General features: G+C 44.4%; 19 protein-coding genes. 3 read left to right on the forward strand and 16 right to left on the reverse strand.

Annotation, left to right across the window (positions count from 1 at the left end; genetic code table 11):
- Positions 1-7 precede the first annotated feature (7 nt).
- The 7 genes from BN1234_RS04490 to BN1234_RS04520 form a co-directional block, all read right to left on the reverse strand.
- Entirely contained in the window at positions 8-1,414 is a 1,407-nt protein-coding gene (locus BN1234_RS04490; protein WP_370733785.1) for an N-acyl-D-glucosamine 2-epimerase, read from the reverse strand.
- Positions 1,415-1,536: 122 nt separating this feature from the next.
- Complete coding sequence (locus tag BN1234_RS04495) at positions 1,537-2,382, reverse strand: Gfo/Idh/MocA family protein (RefSeq protein WP_054955463.1); 846 nt, start codon at positions 2,380-2,382, stop codon at positions 1,537-1,539.
- Entirely contained in the window at positions 2,382-3,458 is a 1,077-nt protein-coding gene (locus tag BN1234_RS04500; RefSeq protein ID WP_054955464.1) for a Gfo/Idh/MocA family protein, read from the reverse strand. Before BN1234_RS04500 ends, BN1234_RS04495 begins: the two co-directional genes overlap by 1 nt.
- A gap of 18 nt (positions 3,459-3,476) precedes the next feature.
- Entirely contained in the window at positions 3,477-4,301 is an 825-nt protein-coding gene (locus BN1234_RS04505; RefSeq protein WP_054955465.1) for a carbohydrate ABC transporter permease, read from the reverse strand.
- Positions 4,302-5,258: a carbohydrate ABC transporter permease gene (locus BN1234_RS04510; RefSeq protein WP_054955466.1), complete on the reverse strand. Its 957-nt coding sequence runs from the start codon at positions 5,256-5,258 to the stop codon at positions 4,302-4,304.
- An 88-nt stretch (positions 5,259-5,346) separates the two neighbouring features.
- Complete coding sequence (locus BN1234_RS04515) at positions 5,347-6,657, reverse strand: ABC transporter substrate-binding protein (RefSeq protein ID WP_054955467.1); 1,311 nt, start codon at positions 6,655-6,657, stop codon at positions 5,347-5,349.
- A 241-nt stretch (positions 6,658-6,898) separates the two neighbouring features.
- Positions 6,899-7,831: an AraC family transcriptional regulator gene (locus BN1234_RS04520; RefSeq protein ID WP_054955468.1), complete on the reverse strand. Its 933-nt coding sequence runs from the start codon at positions 7,829-7,831 to the stop codon at positions 6,899-6,901.
- 156 nt (positions 7,832-7,987) lie between these two features.
- Here BN1234_RS04520 and BN1234_RS04525 point away from each other — a divergent pair, with 156 nt between their 5' ends.
- Complete coding sequence (locus tag BN1234_RS04525; protein WP_054955469.1) at positions 7,988-9,154, forward strand: acyltransferase family protein; 1,167 nt, start codon at positions 7,988-7,990, stop codon at positions 9,152-9,154.
- A 203-nt stretch (positions 9,155-9,357) separates the two neighbouring features.
- Here BN1234_RS04525 and BN1234_RS04530 read toward each other — a convergent pair whose 3' ends face one another.
- Positions 9,358-9,990 carry an O-methyltransferase gene (locus BN1234_RS04530; RefSeq protein WP_054955470.1) on the reverse strand — a complete coding sequence of 211 codons (633 nt, stop codon included), beginning with the start codon at positions 9,988-9,990 and terminating at the stop codon, positions 9,358-9,360.
- 185 nt (positions 9,991-10,175) lie between these two features.
- On the opposite strand from BN1234_RS04530, the gene BN1234_RS04535 reads away from it, so the two are divergent.
- Both BN1234_RS04535 and BN1234_RS04540 read left to right on the forward strand, forming a co-directional pair.
- Positions 10,176-11,324 (forward strand): THUMP domain-containing class I SAM-dependent RNA methyltransferase, encoded by a 1,149-nt coding sequence (locus tag BN1234_RS04535; protein WP_054955471.1) that lies wholly within the window; start codon positions 10,176-10,178, stop codon positions 11,322-11,324.
- A 141-nt stretch (positions 11,325-11,465) separates the two neighbouring features.
- Positions 11,466-13,436: an LTA synthase family protein gene (locus BN1234_RS04540; protein WP_054955472.1), complete on the forward strand. Its 1,971-nt coding sequence runs from the start codon at positions 11,466-11,468 to the stop codon at positions 13,434-13,436.
- A gap of 197 nt (positions 13,437-13,633) precedes the next feature.
- Here the strand turns inward: BN1234_RS04540 and BN1234_RS04545 are convergent, their stop codons facing one another.
- From BN1234_RS04545 to BN1234_RS04580, 8 genes are all read right to left on the reverse strand, one after another.
- On the reverse strand, positions 13,634-13,900 hold the full coding sequence (locus BN1234_RS04545; protein WP_054955473.1) for a hypothetical protein: 267 nt from the start codon (positions 13,898-13,900) through the stop codon (positions 13,634-13,636).
- An 81-nt stretch (positions 13,901-13,981) separates the two neighbouring features.
- Positions 13,982-14,203: a YuzB family protein gene (locus BN1234_RS04550; RefSeq protein WP_054955474.1), complete on the reverse strand. Its 222-nt coding sequence runs from the start codon at positions 14,201-14,203 to the stop codon at positions 13,982-13,984.
- 28 nt (positions 14,204-14,231) lie between these two features.
- Positions 14,232-14,534: an iron-sulfur cluster assembly accessory protein gene (locus BN1234_RS04555; RefSeq protein ID WP_054955475.1), complete on the reverse strand. Its 303-nt coding sequence runs from the start codon at positions 14,532-14,534 to the stop codon at positions 14,232-14,234.
- 80 nt (positions 14,535-14,614) lie between these two features.
- Positions 14,615-14,890 carry a YkvA family protein gene (locus tag BN1234_RS04560; RefSeq protein ID WP_054955476.1) on the reverse strand — a complete coding sequence of 92 codons (276 nt, stop codon included), beginning with the start codon at positions 14,888-14,890 and terminating at the stop codon, positions 14,615-14,617.
- A gap of 167 nt (positions 14,891-15,057) precedes the next feature.
- On the reverse strand, positions 15,058-16,260 hold the full coding sequence (locus BN1234_RS04565; RefSeq protein WP_054955492.1) for a M14 family metallopeptidase: 1,203 nt from the start codon (positions 16,258-16,260) through the stop codon (positions 15,058-15,060).
- 157 nt (positions 16,261-16,417) lie between these two features.
- Positions 16,418-17,224 (reverse strand): glutamate racemase, encoded by an 807-nt coding sequence (gene racE, locus BN1234_RS04570; RefSeq protein ID WP_054955493.1) that lies wholly within the window; start codon positions 17,222-17,224, stop codon positions 16,418-16,420.
- Positions 17,225-17,566: 342 nt separating this feature from the next.
- The gene (locus BN1234_RS04575; RefSeq protein ID WP_054955477.1) at positions 17,567-17,905 is read right to left on the reverse strand and encodes a YtxH domain-containing protein; all 339 of its coding nucleotides are present in this window, start codon (positions 17,903-17,905) and stop codon (positions 17,567-17,569) included.
- Positions 17,906-17,926: 21 nt separating this feature from the next.
- A complete protein-coding gene (locus BN1234_RS04580; protein WP_054955478.1) occupies positions 17,927-18,379 on the reverse strand; it encodes a hypothetical protein in 453 nt (150 codons plus the stop codon).
- Between the last annotated feature and the right edge of the window lie 126 nt (positions 18,380-18,505).

Raw genomic sequence — 18,505 nt, forward strand, 5'->3', positions numbered from 1 at the left:
TCGAGTTCTATTTATTCTTCTTATTTACAATAACAACCGTATCGTCTGCAATCACGTTGGCAGGCTGTTCCTTATTATATAACCAGTAAGATGGTGTATCCGTTACATGTTGAATCCTCAAACGAAACTCCTTCTTAGGCAGCTGGTCGGACTGAATAATCAGCATGTTACCGTCAGAAGTTATATCATCTGGTGCGATTGGAATTTCACTATTGTCTGTAACGATTACTAAACTGCCGGGAAGCTTGGCAGAATAGGCATCAATTCGTTTTTGAAATGAAATGATCACTTGATTATGATGTGGACGAGAGATTGTGACGGGTACAGGCGCTTCTTCGTACATGTATTTCCCTAGATGATACTCGTACGCAGTCCATGTCTTCATTCCCATTTCTAGCGCTTCTTTTCCGAGCGACTTATACCAATTTCGATCTTTTACCATCCAGAGACCTGAGCCAATGTCTGCTTGAACACCAAGCGGTATATCTGAATGTACAGCCCGAATTTGATCTACAAAATTTTGATATTGCTTAATATAAGTTGGAGGCAATGCCTCTTGGGATTTCATCCAATCAGGCCAGTGCGTCTGCAAAAAGTGGACGTCAGGACGAACAGTTGAAATCATCTCAGCAGCGTCAAGACCTTGTATTTCCCTTAATTTAGACACAGAATCAGAACCTGCATCGATGGCGAGTGACCAGGTGGCAACGCTTATGTCTTTCCTGACAGCTCGAATACCATTTTCCCCGTTGATTACCTCATTTAAAAAACCATTCACAGCTTTCACTCGAAACTCAATCCAGTCGCGATAAAGCTCTTGGTTCGTAAGATAGTAATCAGAATGATTCGGATCTGTGAAATTTGGTGTTCTGTCATAGCCATACTGATGTTGAAATGCGGATTTAGCGATTGGACCAACATCACCGTAAACTCCGCGATTAATACCATCCCATTCAGGGAAATAAGGCTCCGCGATTTCAATACCATCAAAAGGAATGTCTTTTACCAAACCCGCAAGCTTCTTTTTCTTCCAATCCACATAATCCGCACTGTGTGGAGAAAAACGATAGTAGCCATCATTCACAGGAGTCAGAAGTTCCATCTGCCAGCTACGCCATTCCGGAGGGAAATTTTCAACAGAATAAGATCCATTACCTAGGACAAGAGCCCATACGAATAACCCTCGATCTTTAAGGGTTTCAACGAGTTCACGGTTCACGTGGTTCTCATTGACAACAAAATACCGTACTGTAGTGTATCCATTCTGTACAAACTCATCTGCAATACTTTCAGCAGAGCGATCTTGATAGTATTTAAAACTCGGATCGAACTGAATAGAGGCACCCGACAGACCAGACTGCCTGTCTTTTCCTTGGTTTTTCTTATCAGCGTGTGCTTCCGTTATGGGAAGCATTGAAATGAGAAGACAAGTGATAAGCATATATCTTCCTACTTCGCGGATGAACCGGAACTGGTGAGCATTGTACACAGATACTCCTCCTTATCAAACTGCCAATTTGATATTTCTGGGCTCCCTTACGAATTTTGCGGCAGCTCCACCCATTCATACGGACGGGAAGCCGCCTTCATTCCATATTCTATAATCGTAATGATAGAGATTGTTTGAGAAGAAGAAACTGATATCCGGCCTGTATCAAAAAACGTGATCAGATCCTGAATAAATAAATTAAAAAAGTCCGATTCCGGCTTCGTTATTCTACAGCTTCCAGAATGATAATTAACAGCCATTGTGAAAGGACAATCTGCACCAAGGTGATGAATGGTCGCCTGTCTCCCATCGTCGAACTCGATTAAAAGCGCTGGCACAGATGTTGTACCGATATACATCACTCGCTTCGGCTCAGAACCCATCATGGATATGATAGGTTCTATCTGGTGAATGGAGTAGTTCTCAAATGCCCCCGGTCCCCAGCTGGAAATAACCTGAATCCCCTCACGCTCCATCTGAATATATTCAGTTGCGAATCGCAAAGCCGAGGAGGAATACAGCGGCGTACCATGCTGTTCCGCAAGCTCAAACAATCGAATAGCCGCCTCACGATCAGGTGCAAATGTCTTATCTATATAGGTTGGCTTTCCTGATCTCAGCGGTAATTGTGCAAGTGCTTCATGCTGTTCAGGATGGTCGGGAGACAGGATCACTAAATAATCGCTCTCATTCACGACCTCTTCAATGGTATCCAGCAGTTTAATATTATTTTGCAAGCACCATTCCGCATTCGTTAAACCATGATCGGCGTTCTTCGCGCCATACGCGCATGTTACCTGCATTCGTCCACCAGAAGTGCTGCGAATCCATTCCGGATACTTATTCGCATGCCATTCGTCTAAATAATAATCGATAAAACCAATCTTTTTCATTACAGCACTTCCTTCTTCAAGAAGGATACTTCTTCCCCTTGCTCGGAAGATTGGTAGATGGCTTGAATAATTTTCGAAGTCAAGATAACGGTATCAATATGCGATGGTAACTTCTCACCCGACTTGATACAGGCAAGGTAGCTGTCAATTTCATTCTGAAAGTGATTCGTCTTTGTATATTTAGGTGTACTATCCAGCAATGCACCATGCTTCGCACTGTAAATCGTGAATTCTCCTCCGTACTGCAGCCGGATTCCCGCCTTATCACCCAGGAAGTCGATATACATCTCCTCAACTCCTATGTTCTGCGCCCAAGCTCCGTTAACCGTAATAGAAGGGCCCGATGTGCGGATCAATGCAGTCACATAATCATCAACATCATAAGTACCGGAGAAATTCGGTGGTCCTGCCCACATGTTGAGATAGCTGTAATTCTCTAAATCTCTACCCAATTTTGAATACGTCTGTCCTGACACGGTCTTAGGCTCCGGATCACCTGCACAATACATCACAAGATCTAGGAAATGAACTCCCCAATCAATAAGAGCCCCTCCTCCGGCGACAGCCTTCGTCGTAAAATCCCCACCCAATCCCGGAATGGAACGGTGAGCGCGAAAACTAGCGTATACGTGGTATAGTTCGCCCAGCTCCCCATCTTCGATTAGCTTCTTTATAATATTAACGCCTGTATTAAAACGATTCACCACACCAATATTCAAAATTCTGCCGGTCTCGTGCTGAACTTTTTGCATTTCAAGCGCTTCCTCATAGGTTCTGGCAGCCGGCTTTTCGCAGAGCACATGCTTTCCTGCTCTCAAACAATCCATAGCGATTGAAGCATGACAGTTGTTCGGTGTGCATATGGAGACCGCTTCAACTTCCGGATCGTCCAGAATTGCATGATAATCATCAATCGCGATCCCTAAGCCGTATTGTTCCACGGCCTTCTCTGCCCTGTCTTTGCGAATATCACAAAAATACTTTATCTCAGCATCCGGATTTGCAAGATAAGCCGGAATATGGGCATTATTGGCTATCGTGCCGCATCCTATAATTGCAATTATGATCTTACTCATGAATGTGTGTCCCTCCTATTATTTAAACCCGGTTAAGGCAGATCCGGATTTCATGAAATATTTTTGTCCGAAGAAATAGATAAGTATCATAGGTACCGCCATGATCGTAGATGCAGCCATGAGTTTCTCCCATTGTGCTCCGTGATCTTGCTGAAAGCTTTGCAGCCCGACGGTTATCGTCCATTTCACTGAATCGTTCAAATAAATCAAAGGTCCCATGAAATCCACGTAAGACCATACAAAAGAAAATAGCGCAACTGTTGCAAGGACTGGTTTCAAAATCGGCAGGACGATTTGTAAATATATCCGCGGTTCAGAAGCCCCATCAATTTTGGCTGCCTCTGATAACTCCATAGGCACCCCTAACAGAAACTGGCGCAGCAAAAATATGAAGAATGGTGCTCCAAAAAAAGCTCCAATGGTGAGCGGCATAATCGTATTTACCCAGCCAAGCTTCGTGAAAATAATATATTGAGGAATCATTTGCACTTGAGCAGGCAAAATCATTGTTGCTACAACGATGGTAAATATGATATTACGTCCTTTCCACGGAATCCTGGATATTGAATATGCAACGAGTGGAGCAGCAAATAATTGTCCGATTATATTAATTATGCATATTATAAAAGTATTCATCATATAACGGGTAAACGGAATTGCCTCAAACGCCGCTTTATAATTAGACCACTGAAACGTCTCAGGCAGGATGCTTGGTGGAAACTTCAGAATTTCCTCTGGCGTCTTCAATGAGGTCATAACCAGCCATACGAATGGAAATAAGAATATAACTGCAAATAGAATAAGCACAAAATGCGGTAAAATAGTCCGTAACCTGACAGCCATTTACTCACCTCCGTAATAGACCCAGCGGCCTGATGTTTTTAAAAGAATAAATGTAATCAGCAATACGATAATAAAGAGAATCCAAGCAAGTGCCGAAGCATACCCCATTTTTAGAAATACAAATGCCTCCTGATATAGATTGACCGCATAGAACAATAGTGATTGTTCGGGTCCGCCCAGTGAGTTACCGCCGGCAACCTTTCCGCCAGCCAAAATATATGACTCTGTGAAAATTTGAAACGCTCCAATTAAGCCCATGATGAGTTGAAACAGGATAATCGGTGATAACGCAGGAATTGTGATTTTCCAGAACCTATACCACCCGTTCGCGCCGTCAACTTGAGCAGCTTCATAATATTGCTTAGGAACACCTTGGAGGGCTGCCAAAAAGATAAGAGCGCCTGCTCCAGCTCCCCATAAACTCATTAAGATAAGCGATGGTTTGGTAAACCGCGGATCTAGCAGCCAGGCAGGATCAGGAAGTCCGAGCGCACGCAAAGCCATATTAATCAAGCCGAAGTCCGGGTTTAGCATCCAGGTCCACAAGAGTGCGCTCGCCACAATCGGTATAACCGACGGTAAATAATAAATTGTCCGGTAATAGTTAATCCCTTTGACTTTGAAGTTAAGCACCACAGCGATCAGAAGAGATACAGCCAGAGTGATCGGTACAGAGATAAATGCCATGAAAAATGTATTTCCAATTGACTTGTAGAACCGATCATCTGCAAATATCTGCTCATAGTTCTGGAATCCAATCCATTTCGGTGAATTGAACAAATCATATTCTGTGAGACTTAAGTAAAATGATCCGAAAAATGGATACACGGTAAATGCCAGAAAACCGATAATCCACGGAGAAGCAAATGCCAGGCCAATGAAAAAATAATGACGTTCCTTCTTCGACCAGCCTGATTTTGTTTTCTTCTGCTGGTTTGCTCGTGTGGAGCTTATCATTCTCGTTGCTCCTCCTTCCATTCATGCATAACCCTCAGATTCGCCCCATACATGACTGGGCCCAGGGCGAATCTGAGATCTATTGAAATTATTTCACTAATGGCTGAATCTTTTCCTTCACTTTGCTCAAACCTTCCTCTATACTGATCTTCCCTCTTAGAATAGCGTTATACTGATCCGTGAATTCCGTCATATACTCATTTGTGAACGATGTAGCAGGGAAAGATCGTAAATTTTCGCTTGAAGAGTAGTCCAAGAACTCCTTAAATCCAGGAACATCTGCATAGATTGGATTGGAGAAAGCCGAAGTCCTGGTCGGTAAATTACCGATGGCTGCTGTGAACTCTGCCATTTGCTCTGCATCTGTAATCCACTTCAAAAACTTCCAAGAAGCATCCGGATTTTTGACCCCTTTCGGGATATAAAATACGCTGGTCGTCACATTCCCCGAGTTCTTTAGCTCAGGCTTATTTTCATCATAAGGAATCGGCGCAATTCCATAGTTCAGATTAGGAGCAAATTGTTTAATAAAGGTTGGTAACCACTCCCCGTCAATCGTCATTGCGTATTTGCCTGAGAAGAATGGATTCTGGGCAGACATATATTGACCTAGACCGGATGAGAATCGGTCAAGATTTTCAGAACCATATTGGTCCCATATTTCCTTCGATAGCTTTATGGCAGACTTGATGCCTTCATGATCAGGTGTCACCTGTTTAGCAGCCTCATCATAAAACGAACCATTAAAAGCGTAGGAGAATGTGTATGTATCCATTCCTGGCCACAACCCCAATCTCTGAAGACGCCCACCCTCCTCCACAACACTTAAAGCCTTGATGTATTCCTTCAATTCGCTTATTGTTTCCGGAGGACCATCAAAGCCCGCTTCCTTCAAAATATCCTTGTTGTAAAACAACATCGAAACGTGCATGGCAATCGGAATAGCATATGTTTTGCCTTCATGTTGCGAAGTGCTGATCGCTGCCGGCACAAAATCTTTCAAGTCCATACTATCCTTGGCTATATAATCATCCAGCGGCATCATCGCTCCACGCAATCCCCAAGGAACTACGTCTTGCCCGAACTGCGAAGCAATATCCGGCGGGTTACCTCCTGTGATCGCGGTAAGCTGTTTCTGATAATCACTTTGGGACAACCCTTTAACCTTGATATCCGGATTAGCTTCATTCCACTTGGTAATCAATTTCTCTAATGCTTCAGCTTCAGGCCCCGTCCACCCGTACCAAAAGCTGAGCTCTACTGCTTCTTTAGGAGATTCACTTCCCGGTTTACTTGTTGAACCGGCAGGATCACTCGTTTTTTGATCACCCCCACCTGAGCAGGCTGAAATGATTGAGATCATGAGAACAAGACACCAAATCAACGATTTTCTTTTCATCCCTCTTCCTCCTTTAAGCAACTTGAGTTCCATGCAAAATCAAACTTTAGAAGCGCTTACATTAATCCAAACAACACCCTTGTTTCATAAAGTTATATTAATCTTCCCTCCCGCAACCGTTGACTCAACAACTGGCCCCTGATCCAGTTATCTGTAAGAATTATGGATATATTAGCATTTAAAAAGTGCTGTTCATTTCACTATCGTGTTAAAAAGTAGGATTATCGTACGGAAATCAGTTCTACTTGATAGCTTGTTTCCGAAACTCAGTTGGAGATATACCTGTATACTTTTTAAATATTCTGCAAAAATAAGACAGTTCATTAAATCCCGTAGAGTAACAGACATCGGTTACGGATAATTCAGGTTGCTTCAACAGGCTCATGGCTTGAAGAATCCGAAGGTCCGTGACATATCGATTAAATGTTTTGCCTGTCCATTCTTTGAACAAATTGCAGAAGGTAGACCTCGATAAATTTGATATTCCGCACAAAGTATTCAAATTCAAATCTTCGTCATAATGATTATTGATATAATCAACCACTCGCGTCATGATCCCTCTATACTTTTCTAATTTCTCGAACCCTTCCCTTATGATCTCCCCGTTAACTTGCCGCACCAGTATGGAGAGCAAAACAAGCAAGTTAGCTTTTAAGGAGATTTGAAAAAAAGGAAGCCGTCTTTCATATTCCATGAGCATTTCTTTCATTACATTTCTGACTGTAACCTCAGTTACACCATCTAACGAAATCTTGGACTGGACGTTCATTTCTTTACGAAGAAAATGCTCAAGAAATGCAATATCAAAGAAGTTATTCTCAACAGGCATACCCTGCAATCTTTCATTTACAAAGCTCGGCATAAATTCACACCCGTATATTTCAATCTCGACTTGGGGTGCTATGGTCACGCTGTGTAATGTAAAAGGAGGAATAACAAAAATATCTCCTTTCGATATCTCGTAAACTTGATGATTTACCGTATGCATAAATGAACCTTTTGCCACATACCAGATTTGAAAATAATCATGACAATGCGTCCAGAGGCTTTGTTGATAGGTCAATTTATACATTTTGCATGGAAGACCTTCCAACATTTCCATTTTTGAGTTAAAATAAACAACACCTGATCCAGTTAATTCATCAATGTTAACTTGACTCCAATAAATATCCAAATTTTTCCCTCCCCTGATCAATTTCCACCTTTTTCGGAAAGCGTTTGCAACAATCCAATAATCTCATCATAGAAACAATTCCCTTATAAACAATTATCCCTATAAAGTCCTTAACGTGTACAGTATTCCTATTTCAGTGGGAGCTGAATTAATGTTATGAAAATTGTATATTTAGACGGTTTAAGAGGCACTGCTGCCTTTATTGTGGTTGTAGCTCATTTTTTCCAAGTATTTATGCCTTCTGTATTTGAGGGTAAAAAAGAGATTGAGCATTTCGCGTTTGAGGGCTTAGCAGCCCGTACTCCAATGAACCTTATATTTAATGGTAACTTCTCTGTGTGCCTATTCTTTGTTTTGAGTGGATATGTGCTTAGCTGTAAGTTTTTCAAAACAAAAAATAACTCTGTTATTCTGTCTTCTGCAATCCGAAGATACTTTCGCTTAGCTGCGCCTGCCTTTTTTTCCGTGATTCTTGCTTATTTGATTATGATCATGGGTCTCGGAGCCTTTGATAACATACGTGAAATCACATTATCTTCCATGCCGGATCCCTTTGCTGCAGACGCTCGCCTGCTAACCATGCTGCAGGAAAGCTTGTTCTATACTTTTTTCACATACGGTTCCGGCTATAATCCCGTACTTTGGACCATGACCTACGAACTATTTGGATCCTTTCTGATCTTTGCTTTTCTTCTGACTTTAGGCAGACGGAACATTCGTTTTGCGGGGTATGCTATCCTCTTCTATTGGTTTATAGATTCATACTATCTGGGATTTATACTCGGCATGCTTCTGAGTGATTTAAAGAACAGTGAAAGGGACTGGTTAGCTTATATTAATAAGCCGTGGATTAACTTCTTCATGTTAATTACCGGGGGTTTTATGGGATCATTTCCCTATATCAATCCTCAGGGTACAATGTATTCATTTCTCGTGTGGGAATCTTCTGACTTTTCTTTTTTTGTGTTCTATCATGTGATTGGATCATCCCTCATCATAACGGCCTTATTGAATTCGAGGCGGATGCAATCCCTATTTAGTCTCAAATTGTTCGCTTATCTCGGTAAAGTGTCCTTCTCACTATATCTCGTACACTTCACCATTATTTGTTCATTTGGCAGTTTTATATTTTTAATGTTAAGTCCATATCTTGCTTATTCGTTAAATGTAATCCTAACAATCACAATTACACTTCCAGTTATTTTTGCGATAGCGCATTTGTTTTACAGATTCATTGATGCCAAGACGCTTTACTGGCTCGCACGATGGACTGATCAGCTATTTAACGCAAACAAAAGTACGAGAAGGGACCTTCCCATGTAAAACAAACAGGTCTGTCTCACTAAATCTACGATCTTGAGGACGACCATCTTTCTGCTCTGAGGCGCTACGAGCAATAGGCCAAAGACAGAAATGGCGGTGCGGGGATAAGTGATACACTCCCCGGCACCGCCATTCTTTGTTTCTGTAATTATCATGAAGTGAGACGTCCAATCGTGGAGCTAATTTACTTATGGGATGAATTTTTACTTCACCCGTGCAAGTATAAGTCCATCGTATGCCGGAAGGAGCGTGCTGGTAAGCCGTTCGTCTGAGGCAATCCGTTCATTAAAATGTCTGACCGCCTGTACGGATGGGCCATTCTTCTCCGTGTTCAATGTCCGGCCGCGCAAGAAGCAGTTATCTCCCGCGATGATTGCACCCGGATTGGCAAGTTCTATCGCATAATCCAGATAAACCGGATAGTTCTCTTTATCCGCATCTATAAAGAAAAAGTCAAAGCGTCTTCCTTCACGCTTGAGCTCTGCCAAGCTATCTGCCGCAGGTCCGATCCGGTACTCAACCATCTCCCGGAACCCCGACTTTTCCAGATGAGATCCCGCAAGAGCTGAATATTCTTCTTTTAGCTCCAGTGAAGTCAATCTTCCGCCCTTACCTAATCCACGGCAAAGACATATGCCGCTGTACCCGCCTAGTGCGCCAATTTCCAGAACCTCCTGTGCTCCGGATATCTGAACCAGCATCGTCAACAATCGGCCGTATGCCGGCGCTACAGACACTTCAGGCATTCCACGCTCCTGGATCGCCTGTTTCACTTCCACCAACTTCTCATCTTCCTGATATAATTGGTTAACATAATCATCAGGGGTAATATGCAACGAGATTTCCTCCAATACATTTAAGTCTAAACCGTACCAAACCAAGTAAACTTGCTTCTTAAAGGGATATCACCCGAATCCTATCATATGATAATTGTCTTGGCTTGTGCAATCGCCTATAATATAAGTTTAACCGGCGGTGCTGCCCTGCGCCGTACACATCGTAAATGGAGTTGACTTCGTTAATGCCTCGATTACAATTAATCGCTACCGCCCCTATGGGCCTTGAAGCTGTCGTTGCACGAGAACTGAAAGACCTGGGATATACAGACACTGAGGTGGAGAACGGAAGAGTTACCTTTTCAGGAGACCTCATCGACATATGCCGATGTAACCTGTGGCTCCGCACTTCAGATCGCATTCTCGTCAAGATGGGGGAATTCAACGCTCTGACCTTCGACGAATTATTCGAAGGTACGAAGGCTCTTCCATGGGAAGAGTGGATTCCCGCCAACGGAGAGTTTCCTGTAGAAGGACGATCCCATAAATCGCAATTAAGCAGTGTTCCTGCCTGTCAGGGGATTGTAAAAAAAGCCATTGTAGAGAAGCTGAAGCTTTCACACCATACGGAATGGTTCCCTGAGAATGGACCGCGTTATCTCATCGAGGTATCTTTGCTCAAAGACAGAGCTATTCTGACCCTCGATACGACCGGGCCTGCACTCCATAAGCGCGGATACCGAAAGCTGATTACGGAAGCTCCGCTGAAGGAAACCATGGCTGCTGCGTTAATCCAGTTAAGCCGCTGGGGTCCGCACCGCCCACTGTACGATCCATGCTGCGGTTCAGGAACGATTCTGATTGAAGCAGCTTTAATGGCCTGGAATATTGCTCCCGGCCTTCGCCGTTCGTTTCCTTCGGAGCATTGGGGCATTATCGGCAGCGATACTTGGGCGGATGCCCGGGATGAAGCTTTTGATGCGGTTAAAGATGACATCCCGCTCATGCTCGCAGGCAGTGATATCGATCCGAAAGCTATTGAAGTTGCCAAGGCTGCTGCAAAAAGCGCTGGTCTGGCTGGCGAGATCGACTTTCGGGTGCTCCCGGCATCCAAAGCCCTGCCAGAAGGCGATTACGGCTGTCTCATTACCAACCCTCCGTATGGTGAACGGTTGAGTGAGAAAGAGGAAGTGGAACGGCTTATCCGCCAGCTCGGCGGGATGGCCCAGCGTCTTCCGACCTGGTCCTTTTTCGCGCTCAGTCCGACCAAACAGTTCGAGCATTATTTTGGCCAAAAAGCTGACAAACGCCGCAAGTTGTTCAACGGACGCATTGAGTGTCAATACCTGCAGTACCTCGGTCCGCTTCCGCCTCGCCCTCGTCCTGCGGAATAGCCCCACTTATATATTCGTTAACAGCCGCCGCTTAGGCGGCTTTCTTATTATTAAGCCAGGTTTGAAACCACGTTTTATCGTTATATAATAAGTAGACTCGGAAGATTAAGGCTGTTGCAGCCGTTCAAGGAGGATTATTCATTGCAAATTTCATCGGCAGTGGGCATCCGCAGCAGACTTATCCGGTTAATTAATAACCGGTATGCGGCCTATGCCCTCTTTATTACGATCATGCTCATTAAACTTGTCATTTTTCATTACAGCCTGCAGGTTAAGAACATCGATATGAATCCGGTCGATTATATTATTGCGGTCGGGTCGCTTCTATTGGTCTCATTTTGGACTTTCTGGCTCCCTCCAAAAGGCAGAATTGCATCCTTAATGCTGCTGAATCTAATCATTACAGGGTTTATTTATTCTGATTTGGTCTTCTATCGCTATTTCGAAGACTTCATAACGGTTCCTGTCCTTATGCAGGCCGGGCAAGTTGGTTCTCTGGGCGAGAGCATCCGTTCATTGATTCATTGGCAGGACCTGTTTTTCTTTATTGATTGGATCATTCTCGTTCCTGTCACAGCATCAATTCTCTTTCGCAAGCGCCGTGTATCTAACTATTCAGTACAGCCCCTTGCGAATGCCCGGTCCCGAAGCAATATTATGACCCGGAGATTAATCGCGGGTACGTTGACACTGATCCTCGGATGCGTCCTGACCTTTGTCCCCATCAAAGCAGCTTCAAAGACATGGGCTGTCGGCCTGTTTGAGAGCAACTGGTGGAATGTTACGCTGTACAATGTTACCGGTATCATCGGTTTTCACGGATATGACATCTACCGCTATGCTAAAGATCATCTCGGCCTGCAGCCAGTATTAGCGCAGGAAGCAAAGGATCATAATCAATTGTGGTTTGATAAAGCACGCGGCGATCGAACGGTTCGTGACGATAACTTTGGCAAGTATAAGGACAGCAATGTCATTATGATTCAGGTGGAAGCCTTTATGAATTTTGTTGTAAATCAAACCATCAACGGTCAGGAGATCACGCCGAATTTTAACAAGCTGCTCCAGGAAAGTATGTATTATAGCAATTTCTATCATCAAACAGCACTTGGACGAACTTCGGATGCAGACTTTGTGACGCAGAGCTCACTGCTTCCGCTGCCGTCGGGTTCCGTCTTTACACGCTTTCCTTCCCATGTATATGACACCCTTCCATCCATTCTGAAGCAGCATGGATATGCAGCAAATGTATTTCATTCTTACGACAGCAGCTTCTGGAACCGCAACACCGTTTATAAGGAAATGAATTATGACCGCTATTACAGTAAAAAAGACTTCAAGCAGGACGAGATGATTGGCTGGTCCGTAAGCGATGCATCTTTTTTCAAACAATCGCTGGATATGATGAAGGATATTCCTGAGCCCTTTTACTCTTTTCTGATCACATTAAGCAGTCATCACCCTTATGGCCTACCTAAAGAGAAGCAAAAGCTGGACACGGGCGAGTTTCAGGGAACGATATTCGGAGATTATCTCCAATCCATACACTATGTTGATGAAGCGCTGGGAGAGTTCGTAGAGCAGATGAAGTCCCAGGGATTATGGGACAATTCCATATTAATTATCTACGGCGATCACGACAATTCAATCAAGGACGAGACGTTCTATGAGCAGTTTCTTGGCCGGGAAGTAACGGAGCTGGATATGAAACAAATTATGAACCAGGTTCCTCTCCTTATCCACTTACCGGATGGCAGCGGTGCCGGAGTATACCCTGAACCTGCCGGCATGATGAACACCGCTCCAACGCTTTACCATTTGCTTGGAATCTCCTCCGAGCCGTATTATCTGATGGGAGGCAGCCTCCTAAGCGGAAAGGAACGGCTGGTACCTTTGCGAAGCGGTGCTTTCTCGGATGATAAGGTGTTCTTCATTCCTGCCGAATCCGGAGGCTTCGAGAATGGAACATGCTACAATCTGTCCACCCGTCAACCAACAGACGTTAACGCGTGTAAGCAGGGATATGAAGAGACTAAACAGCAGTTAAAGATATCCGATGAAACGATCACATATAATCTTCTAAAACAATTTAAAGAAACCAGCGTAAAATAATAATTTTCTCTCTTGGATGCACGAGTCCTTTGATTACCAGGGCTCGTGTATTTTTATTGCAAAAGAATGCCGCCCCGCAAGCTTAGTTTCTCCAATCCAAAAACATGCTAAAAACTGGCATCTAACAACAAAAAAAAGGAGCCCCCGAAAGATCCCGGATCTTTTGGGGCAACTCCTTTTATAACAGGGCTTACTGTTTACCTTTCATCTGAGTGAAGCTTGGACAGACGTTCCTTCTCTTCGCCGAGCAGCTCTTCCGCTAATTCAACCGCGTTCTTATTCGCATGTCCCTTCGCTTGAAGGACAGCCTGCTCGGTATGAACCAAGGAATTGTCGGCTTGCTGAATTAGCTGTTCCGTAGGATGGGACAATGCTGAGGAAACAGCTCGGTGCAATTTCTCAACCGAGTCTAAAGCACTGTTGGCCGGGTTATTCGACTGAAGGCTGGAATCGTGACTGTTCATTACGGTCGCTCCCTTCTCAACTACCAGGTTTCTGCCTGCATCCTTAGCATGGATGTGTTGAGAAGGAACTATGCAACCAAATTATTTTATGAACGGTTTGGCTTTGGCCAATACCTCTTCTTCAGTAGGGGCACTGATATAACGGCCGTTTACATATACGAAGGCACGCTTTTTGCAAGGTCCGCAGTAAGATTTACAGCCGACTTTAATATCAGCATCGGGCGCCATCTTTTTCAATTTTGGAATAATTGTCTTTAACGATGTTGCTTTGCACTTTTCACATACCCGGATATCGTTTGCCATATTCACGTAACCTCTTTATATGAACGACCTAATGGTCGCCATGATTTCCTTTGGATGGATTAGTAATGACGAATCCTTCTTCCGGGAGATAAAGGTAGTCGATCTTGACGCCGTCAAGAAGCTCTTGACCAGATTCCAGGATCACATCAATCTCCTTGTCTGTTGAAACCACTACATCTGTTTCTTTTGGTGTATCGAGATCGAGCCCATAGTGTGCATGATCTCCATGAGCGTGTGTAATTACAACACGGAGCATTTTACCTTGATTCTCCTGTTTATCCAATTCCTTCTTTATCACTTTAGCCGCATTGCGGGTGATTTTGCAGTTCATTTATGTTCATCTCCTCATGATTCAATCACTCAATATTTTATTGTAGTCCTCACTGTTTATTTTCGCAAGCAACGATTCCGTTAACGGCCCGGTGGAATTTGCTTGGGGTTGTCCGAATTTAGACCAGGATATTTGCGTTCCGTTCTATCCACGAACCAGTTCATTAACAGCATGGTTACACCGATATCATCAATCGGCATAAACGGCAAAAAATCAGGCAGGACCCAGTATAATATAGCAGGAATAAAGAACAACAGCTTGTCTCCTTTTGCAACTTGCGGTGAAGACAAATACATAAATATGCGCTTAAAGACGTGGGACCAACGCCGAAGCGAAAGAAGCTTTCTCCATTTCATGGCGTTCCTCCGATATAGTATTTAATTTAGATTCACTTTTAATTATACCCGTTAACTTCCTTTTTGAAAGAAAAAGACCCCCACTGTACCTTGTTGAGGTATAAATACAGTGGGCGCCTCTCCTGTTATAGTTTGCACATTTTTAATGCAATTATTTCATGCCAAATTCAATCTAATGCCATGAACGCAGCCATTACAGAGCACACTTCAAAACACAGATCCTCGAAATCTTCCAAGGGCAGAGGATTCATTCCCCGACCAATCTCAACCGTATATCCGGGCCTGCGGAAATGCTGGATATACCAGTCTTTATATCCCGCATCACTGGCATCCAATTTAACAGCACGATACCCGCTTGCCTGACCTAAACGAACAGCCCACGGTTCACTTTCCGCAGGTTCATATCCCCTGTAATTCCAGTAAATTTCTTGACCCTGACTATGAAAAGATATGACTCGCTCTGGAGATATCTGGATCGTGTAATGCGCCAGTGCCTCCGCTTCAGGTTCACAAAGCGGTGCGGTACCGGCATAATCCTGAGGACTCGGAGCGGTCTTCCCCCTCCTTTTGACCTCTTCTTCCCAATGAGCAGGAAACTGGTCTCCAAGATCCACTCCGTGAATATTAGCCTTCCAACGGCGGAAGTCTTCCCTTCCTCCATTCCAATTCATCAGTTGATCATAATACCTATGGTTCGGCATCGCACCCTCTTGAACGAGCTCAACACCGTCTGGATTTACCATCGGCACCAGCCATAAGGTGTAATTGTGAAACCAATTCGATGGATCCATCCCCTGAACAGCAGCACCGGTCGTTAATGCCTCTGCATAGACTTCCAGAAACCTCAGCAGACATGGAGTCGTTATCCATTCATTTGCATGGATTGCTGCATTCACATGAAGATGCTTCGGACCCTCTCCAATTTTAACCGCCAAGAGTGGTTTTCCCATCACACTCATACCGATTGTACAGCACTCAATGATCGGGAACTCAGCAGCAAGACTTTCCAAATCTGAACACAACTCTCTGTAACCATATTCACCAGCCAACCTGATGCGATATTTAGGCTCAGATGGCGGAAGTACAATCGTCTTGCCAATCGGGAATGTATAAATAGACATCCCTGGGTTCATCTCCTCCAGAGCAGCTGGTTGAAAATTAAAAATACGGGCGATGCTTTCTGGACTGTCTCCTTCTTGAATGACATATCTTCGCCGTAAGGATACTGGAAGATATATGATTTGCCCTGGCAGCAGATAGGTCTGCTGCCTCGCCCATGGATTGGCTGTAATCAGCTGTTCACGTGCCAATCCATACCTTGCCGCAATCCTCAGAAGTGTATCTCCCTTTTGTACAATATACTGCCGCATGACGTATTCCTTTCCGGCAGCCGCAGCCACCCTATTTTTACCGTCCAATGCAAGTATATGTCGCAAGGGTTGTTCGAAATGTTTCAGCTGTGCAGATTAACGGAAAGAAGCCGGACTCCTGAAGGACTCCGACCTCTTAACAATCATAATAAATGGATTAGAGCTTTGTAATCTGCCAAACAACAGCTGTCCGCTTAATCTGTTCACCAAGCCATTCTGTAGCAATGCTCTGGAACATCTCCGCATCACCTGTGCAGAAAAACTGATGAACCGGGGTTTCCTCACCATTTGACAGTTTTCCCTTATCGTACAGAATGGTGCTGATCTCCCGAGCAGTCTCATCGGCAGAACTAATCAGCTTTACCCCGGGCCCCATCACCTGCTGTATCGTATCCATGAGAAAAGGATAATGAGTACACCCCAGAATCAGGCAATCCATTGTAGTTTGTTTAATACCATCAAGTGAATCCCGAACTACATCGAATGATTCAGGAGAGCGAAACAGACCATGCTCTACGAGAGGAACAAGTTCAGGACAAGCCTGGCTCTCTACCTCGACAAAAGGTGAAAGCTGTTTAAGGGCGGCTGTATAAGCCCCGCTTTTTATTGTACCAACTGTGCCGATGACACCTACATGACCGGTCTTCGTAGCACTAATTGCTGCACGGGCACCTGGATGAATTACACCAATGACTGGAACAGAAACTTTGGCTGAAATATAATCTAGCGCTGCCGCAGTTGCCGTATTGCATGCGATAACAATCATTTTAGGATTATATTGAAGCAAATAGTCTACGATTTGTTCCGTAAATAATCGGACTTCTTCCGGGGTACGCGGTCCGTAAGGTGCGCGGGCGGTGTCTCCGAAGTAAATAATTTTCTCTCTTGGGAGCTGCCTCATCACCTCTTTGGCGACAGTCAGCCCACCTACACCCGAGTCTAATATTGCGATTGCTTGCTGCACGAACACACCGCTTCCTTCTTGTCATTATTCAAATCTTAGCTGTGTTACCATATGACGTTCTTACATAAAACGTACCTAAATCTTAACCCAATTCGCTCCCTTCTTCAACTTGGGGGTACCTTCTAAGGTCACTCTATTCAAGAGGTTGACCACAAACTGGAAGTAAATTCACACCCTGGATGGGACAGGCTGTTCTCATACGTGAGAACATGAAATTTCATGTCCAGCTTGTCCAACCTAGGTCTCCAAGTAAAAGAGGCATAGTATAAATTACACAAAGAGCAGCCCTGTCAGAACCTTTATCAGGTTTGATCAGGGCTGCATGATATTAAGCCGTTGTATTCAATTCTCTTCGTCTACGGGATCATAATTCTTAAAAGAAGAGATCTTAGCAATCCCCTCTTGATCTGATACTGCCCATGCCTCTTTCTGGTTTCGCCAAGCCTGAATGTCTGAAATCACACCTTCAGCGCGATCAGTAACAACCCCAATCAGATGGACCCCCTGCTCACCAACTTTACCAGCCACTTCCTGCACCTTATCTCCAACCTGGCGAGCGCCACTTGCAATATCCTCACGCAGCTCTTTACCTGATTTTGGTGCCAACAGCAGTGCGGCTACCGAGCCGGCAATACTCCCGATCAGTGCTCCCCACAAAAGGCCCTTGCTCTTCTCTTTCATCGTCCATCTCTCCCTCTTGATCTATTCGGCACGCCCGTCACCTGACCCAGGAGAGCGGTGATTCCACGTATGCCAGAGCGTTAGTCCTGCATCAACCCATCGGAACACTTCACCAATGCGGCGTTCATTCTCCAGACGGGCCCGTTCCATATGTTCCATAGCCGAAACGGTTGCCCGCTCGCTAACGGAATGCACAGCTTCCGCGGTTTTTTGTACTGCAGCTGCTGTCTCGCTCATCGATAACATAATCGACTCACCTGTTTTAAGCTGCCGCTGAAGACTATCTAACGATATAGATGCCCGATCAAGCACCCTTGCAGCTTCAATCGACAGCTGTGTACATTCGACTTCAAGCTTATCCAGAACGATCTCTGTTCGCAGCAGCATTTTTCTGACAGACAGAAAAATACCAATCGATGCTGCAGCCATCAACGCAATACCCATAGCTACCGCCAGCGCACTCCACTCCACCATATGACCACCCTCCCTTAATTTCAGGCTGACCGGGCGAATGCCTAGTCGCATGATGCATTATAAGCAGAGTGGGCTTGTCTTGACACAAGGTTTCATATTTTATTTCATCAAGGTCCGTATTTCTCC

It is taken from the genome of Paenibacillus dakarensis (assembly GCF_001373415.1).
Classification (GTDB): Bacteria; Bacillota; Bacilli; order Paenibacillales; family Paenibacillaceae; genus Paenibacillus_AQ; species Paenibacillus_AQ dakarensis.

What these genes read in the sequence shown, in the direction of transcription:
- BN1234_RS04490 (WP_370733785.1), bottom strand. Translation starts at nt 1,414, where the DNA reads ATGCTTCCCATAACGGAAGCACACGCTGATAAGAAAAACCAAGGAAAA.
- BN1234_RS04495 (WP_054955463.1), bottom strand. Translation starts at nt 2,382, where the DNA reads ATGAAAAAGATTGGTTTTATCGATTATTATTTAGACGAATGGCATGCG.
- BN1234_RS04500 (WP_054955464.1), bottom strand. Translation starts at nt 3,458, where the DNA reads ATGAGTAAGATCATAATTGCAATTATAGGATGCGGCACGATAGCCAAT.
- BN1234_RS04505 (WP_054955465.1), bottom strand. Translation starts at nt 4,301, where the DNA reads ATGGCTGTCAGGTTACGGACTATTTTACCGCATTTTGTGCTTATTCTA.
- BN1234_RS04510 (WP_054955466.1), bottom strand. Translation starts at nt 5,258, where the DNA reads ATGATAAGCTCCACACGAGCAAACCAGCAGAAGAAAACAAAATCAGGC.
- BN1234_RS04515 (WP_054955467.1), bottom strand. Translation starts at nt 6,657, where the DNA reads ATGAAAAGAAAATCGTTGATTTGGTGTCTTGTTCTCATGATCTCAATC.
- BN1234_RS04525 (WP_054955469.1), top strand. Translation starts at nt 7,988, where the DNA reads ATGAAAATTGTATATTTAGACGGTTTAAGAGGCACTGCTGCCTTTATT.
- BN1234_RS04535 (WP_054955471.1), top strand. Translation starts at nt 10,176, where the DNA reads ATGCCTCGATTACAATTAATCGCTACCGCCCCTATGGGCCTTGAAGCT.
- BN1234_RS04545 (WP_054955473.1), bottom strand. Translation starts at nt 13,900, where the DNA reads ATGAACAGTCACGATTCCAGCCTTCAGTCGAATAACCCGGCCAACAGT.
- BN1234_RS04550 (WP_054955474.1), bottom strand. Translation starts at nt 14,203, where the DNA reads ATGGCAAACGATATCCGGGTATGTGAAAAGTGCAAAGCAACATCGTTA.
- BN1234_RS04555 (WP_054955475.1), bottom strand. Translation starts at nt 14,534, where the DNA reads ATGAACTGCAAAATCACCCGCAATGCGGCTAAAGTGATAAAGAAGGAA.
- BN1234_RS04560 (WP_054955476.1), bottom strand. Translation starts at nt 14,890, where the DNA reads ATGAAATGGAGAAAGCTTCTTTCGCTTCGGCGTTGGTCCCACGTCTTT.
- BN1234_RS04565 (WP_054955492.1), bottom strand. Translation starts at nt 16,260, where the DNA reads ATGCGGCAGTATATTGTACAAAAGGGAGATACACTTCTGAGGATTGCG.
- BN1234_RS04575 (WP_054955477.1), bottom strand. Translation starts at nt 17,905, where the DNA reads ATGAAAGAGAAGAGCAAGGGCCTTTTGTGGGGAGCACTGATCGGGAGT.
- BN1234_RS04580 (WP_054955478.1), bottom strand. Translation starts at nt 18,379, where the DNA reads ATGGTGGAGTGGAGTGCGCTGGCGGTAGCTATGGGTATTGCGTTGATG.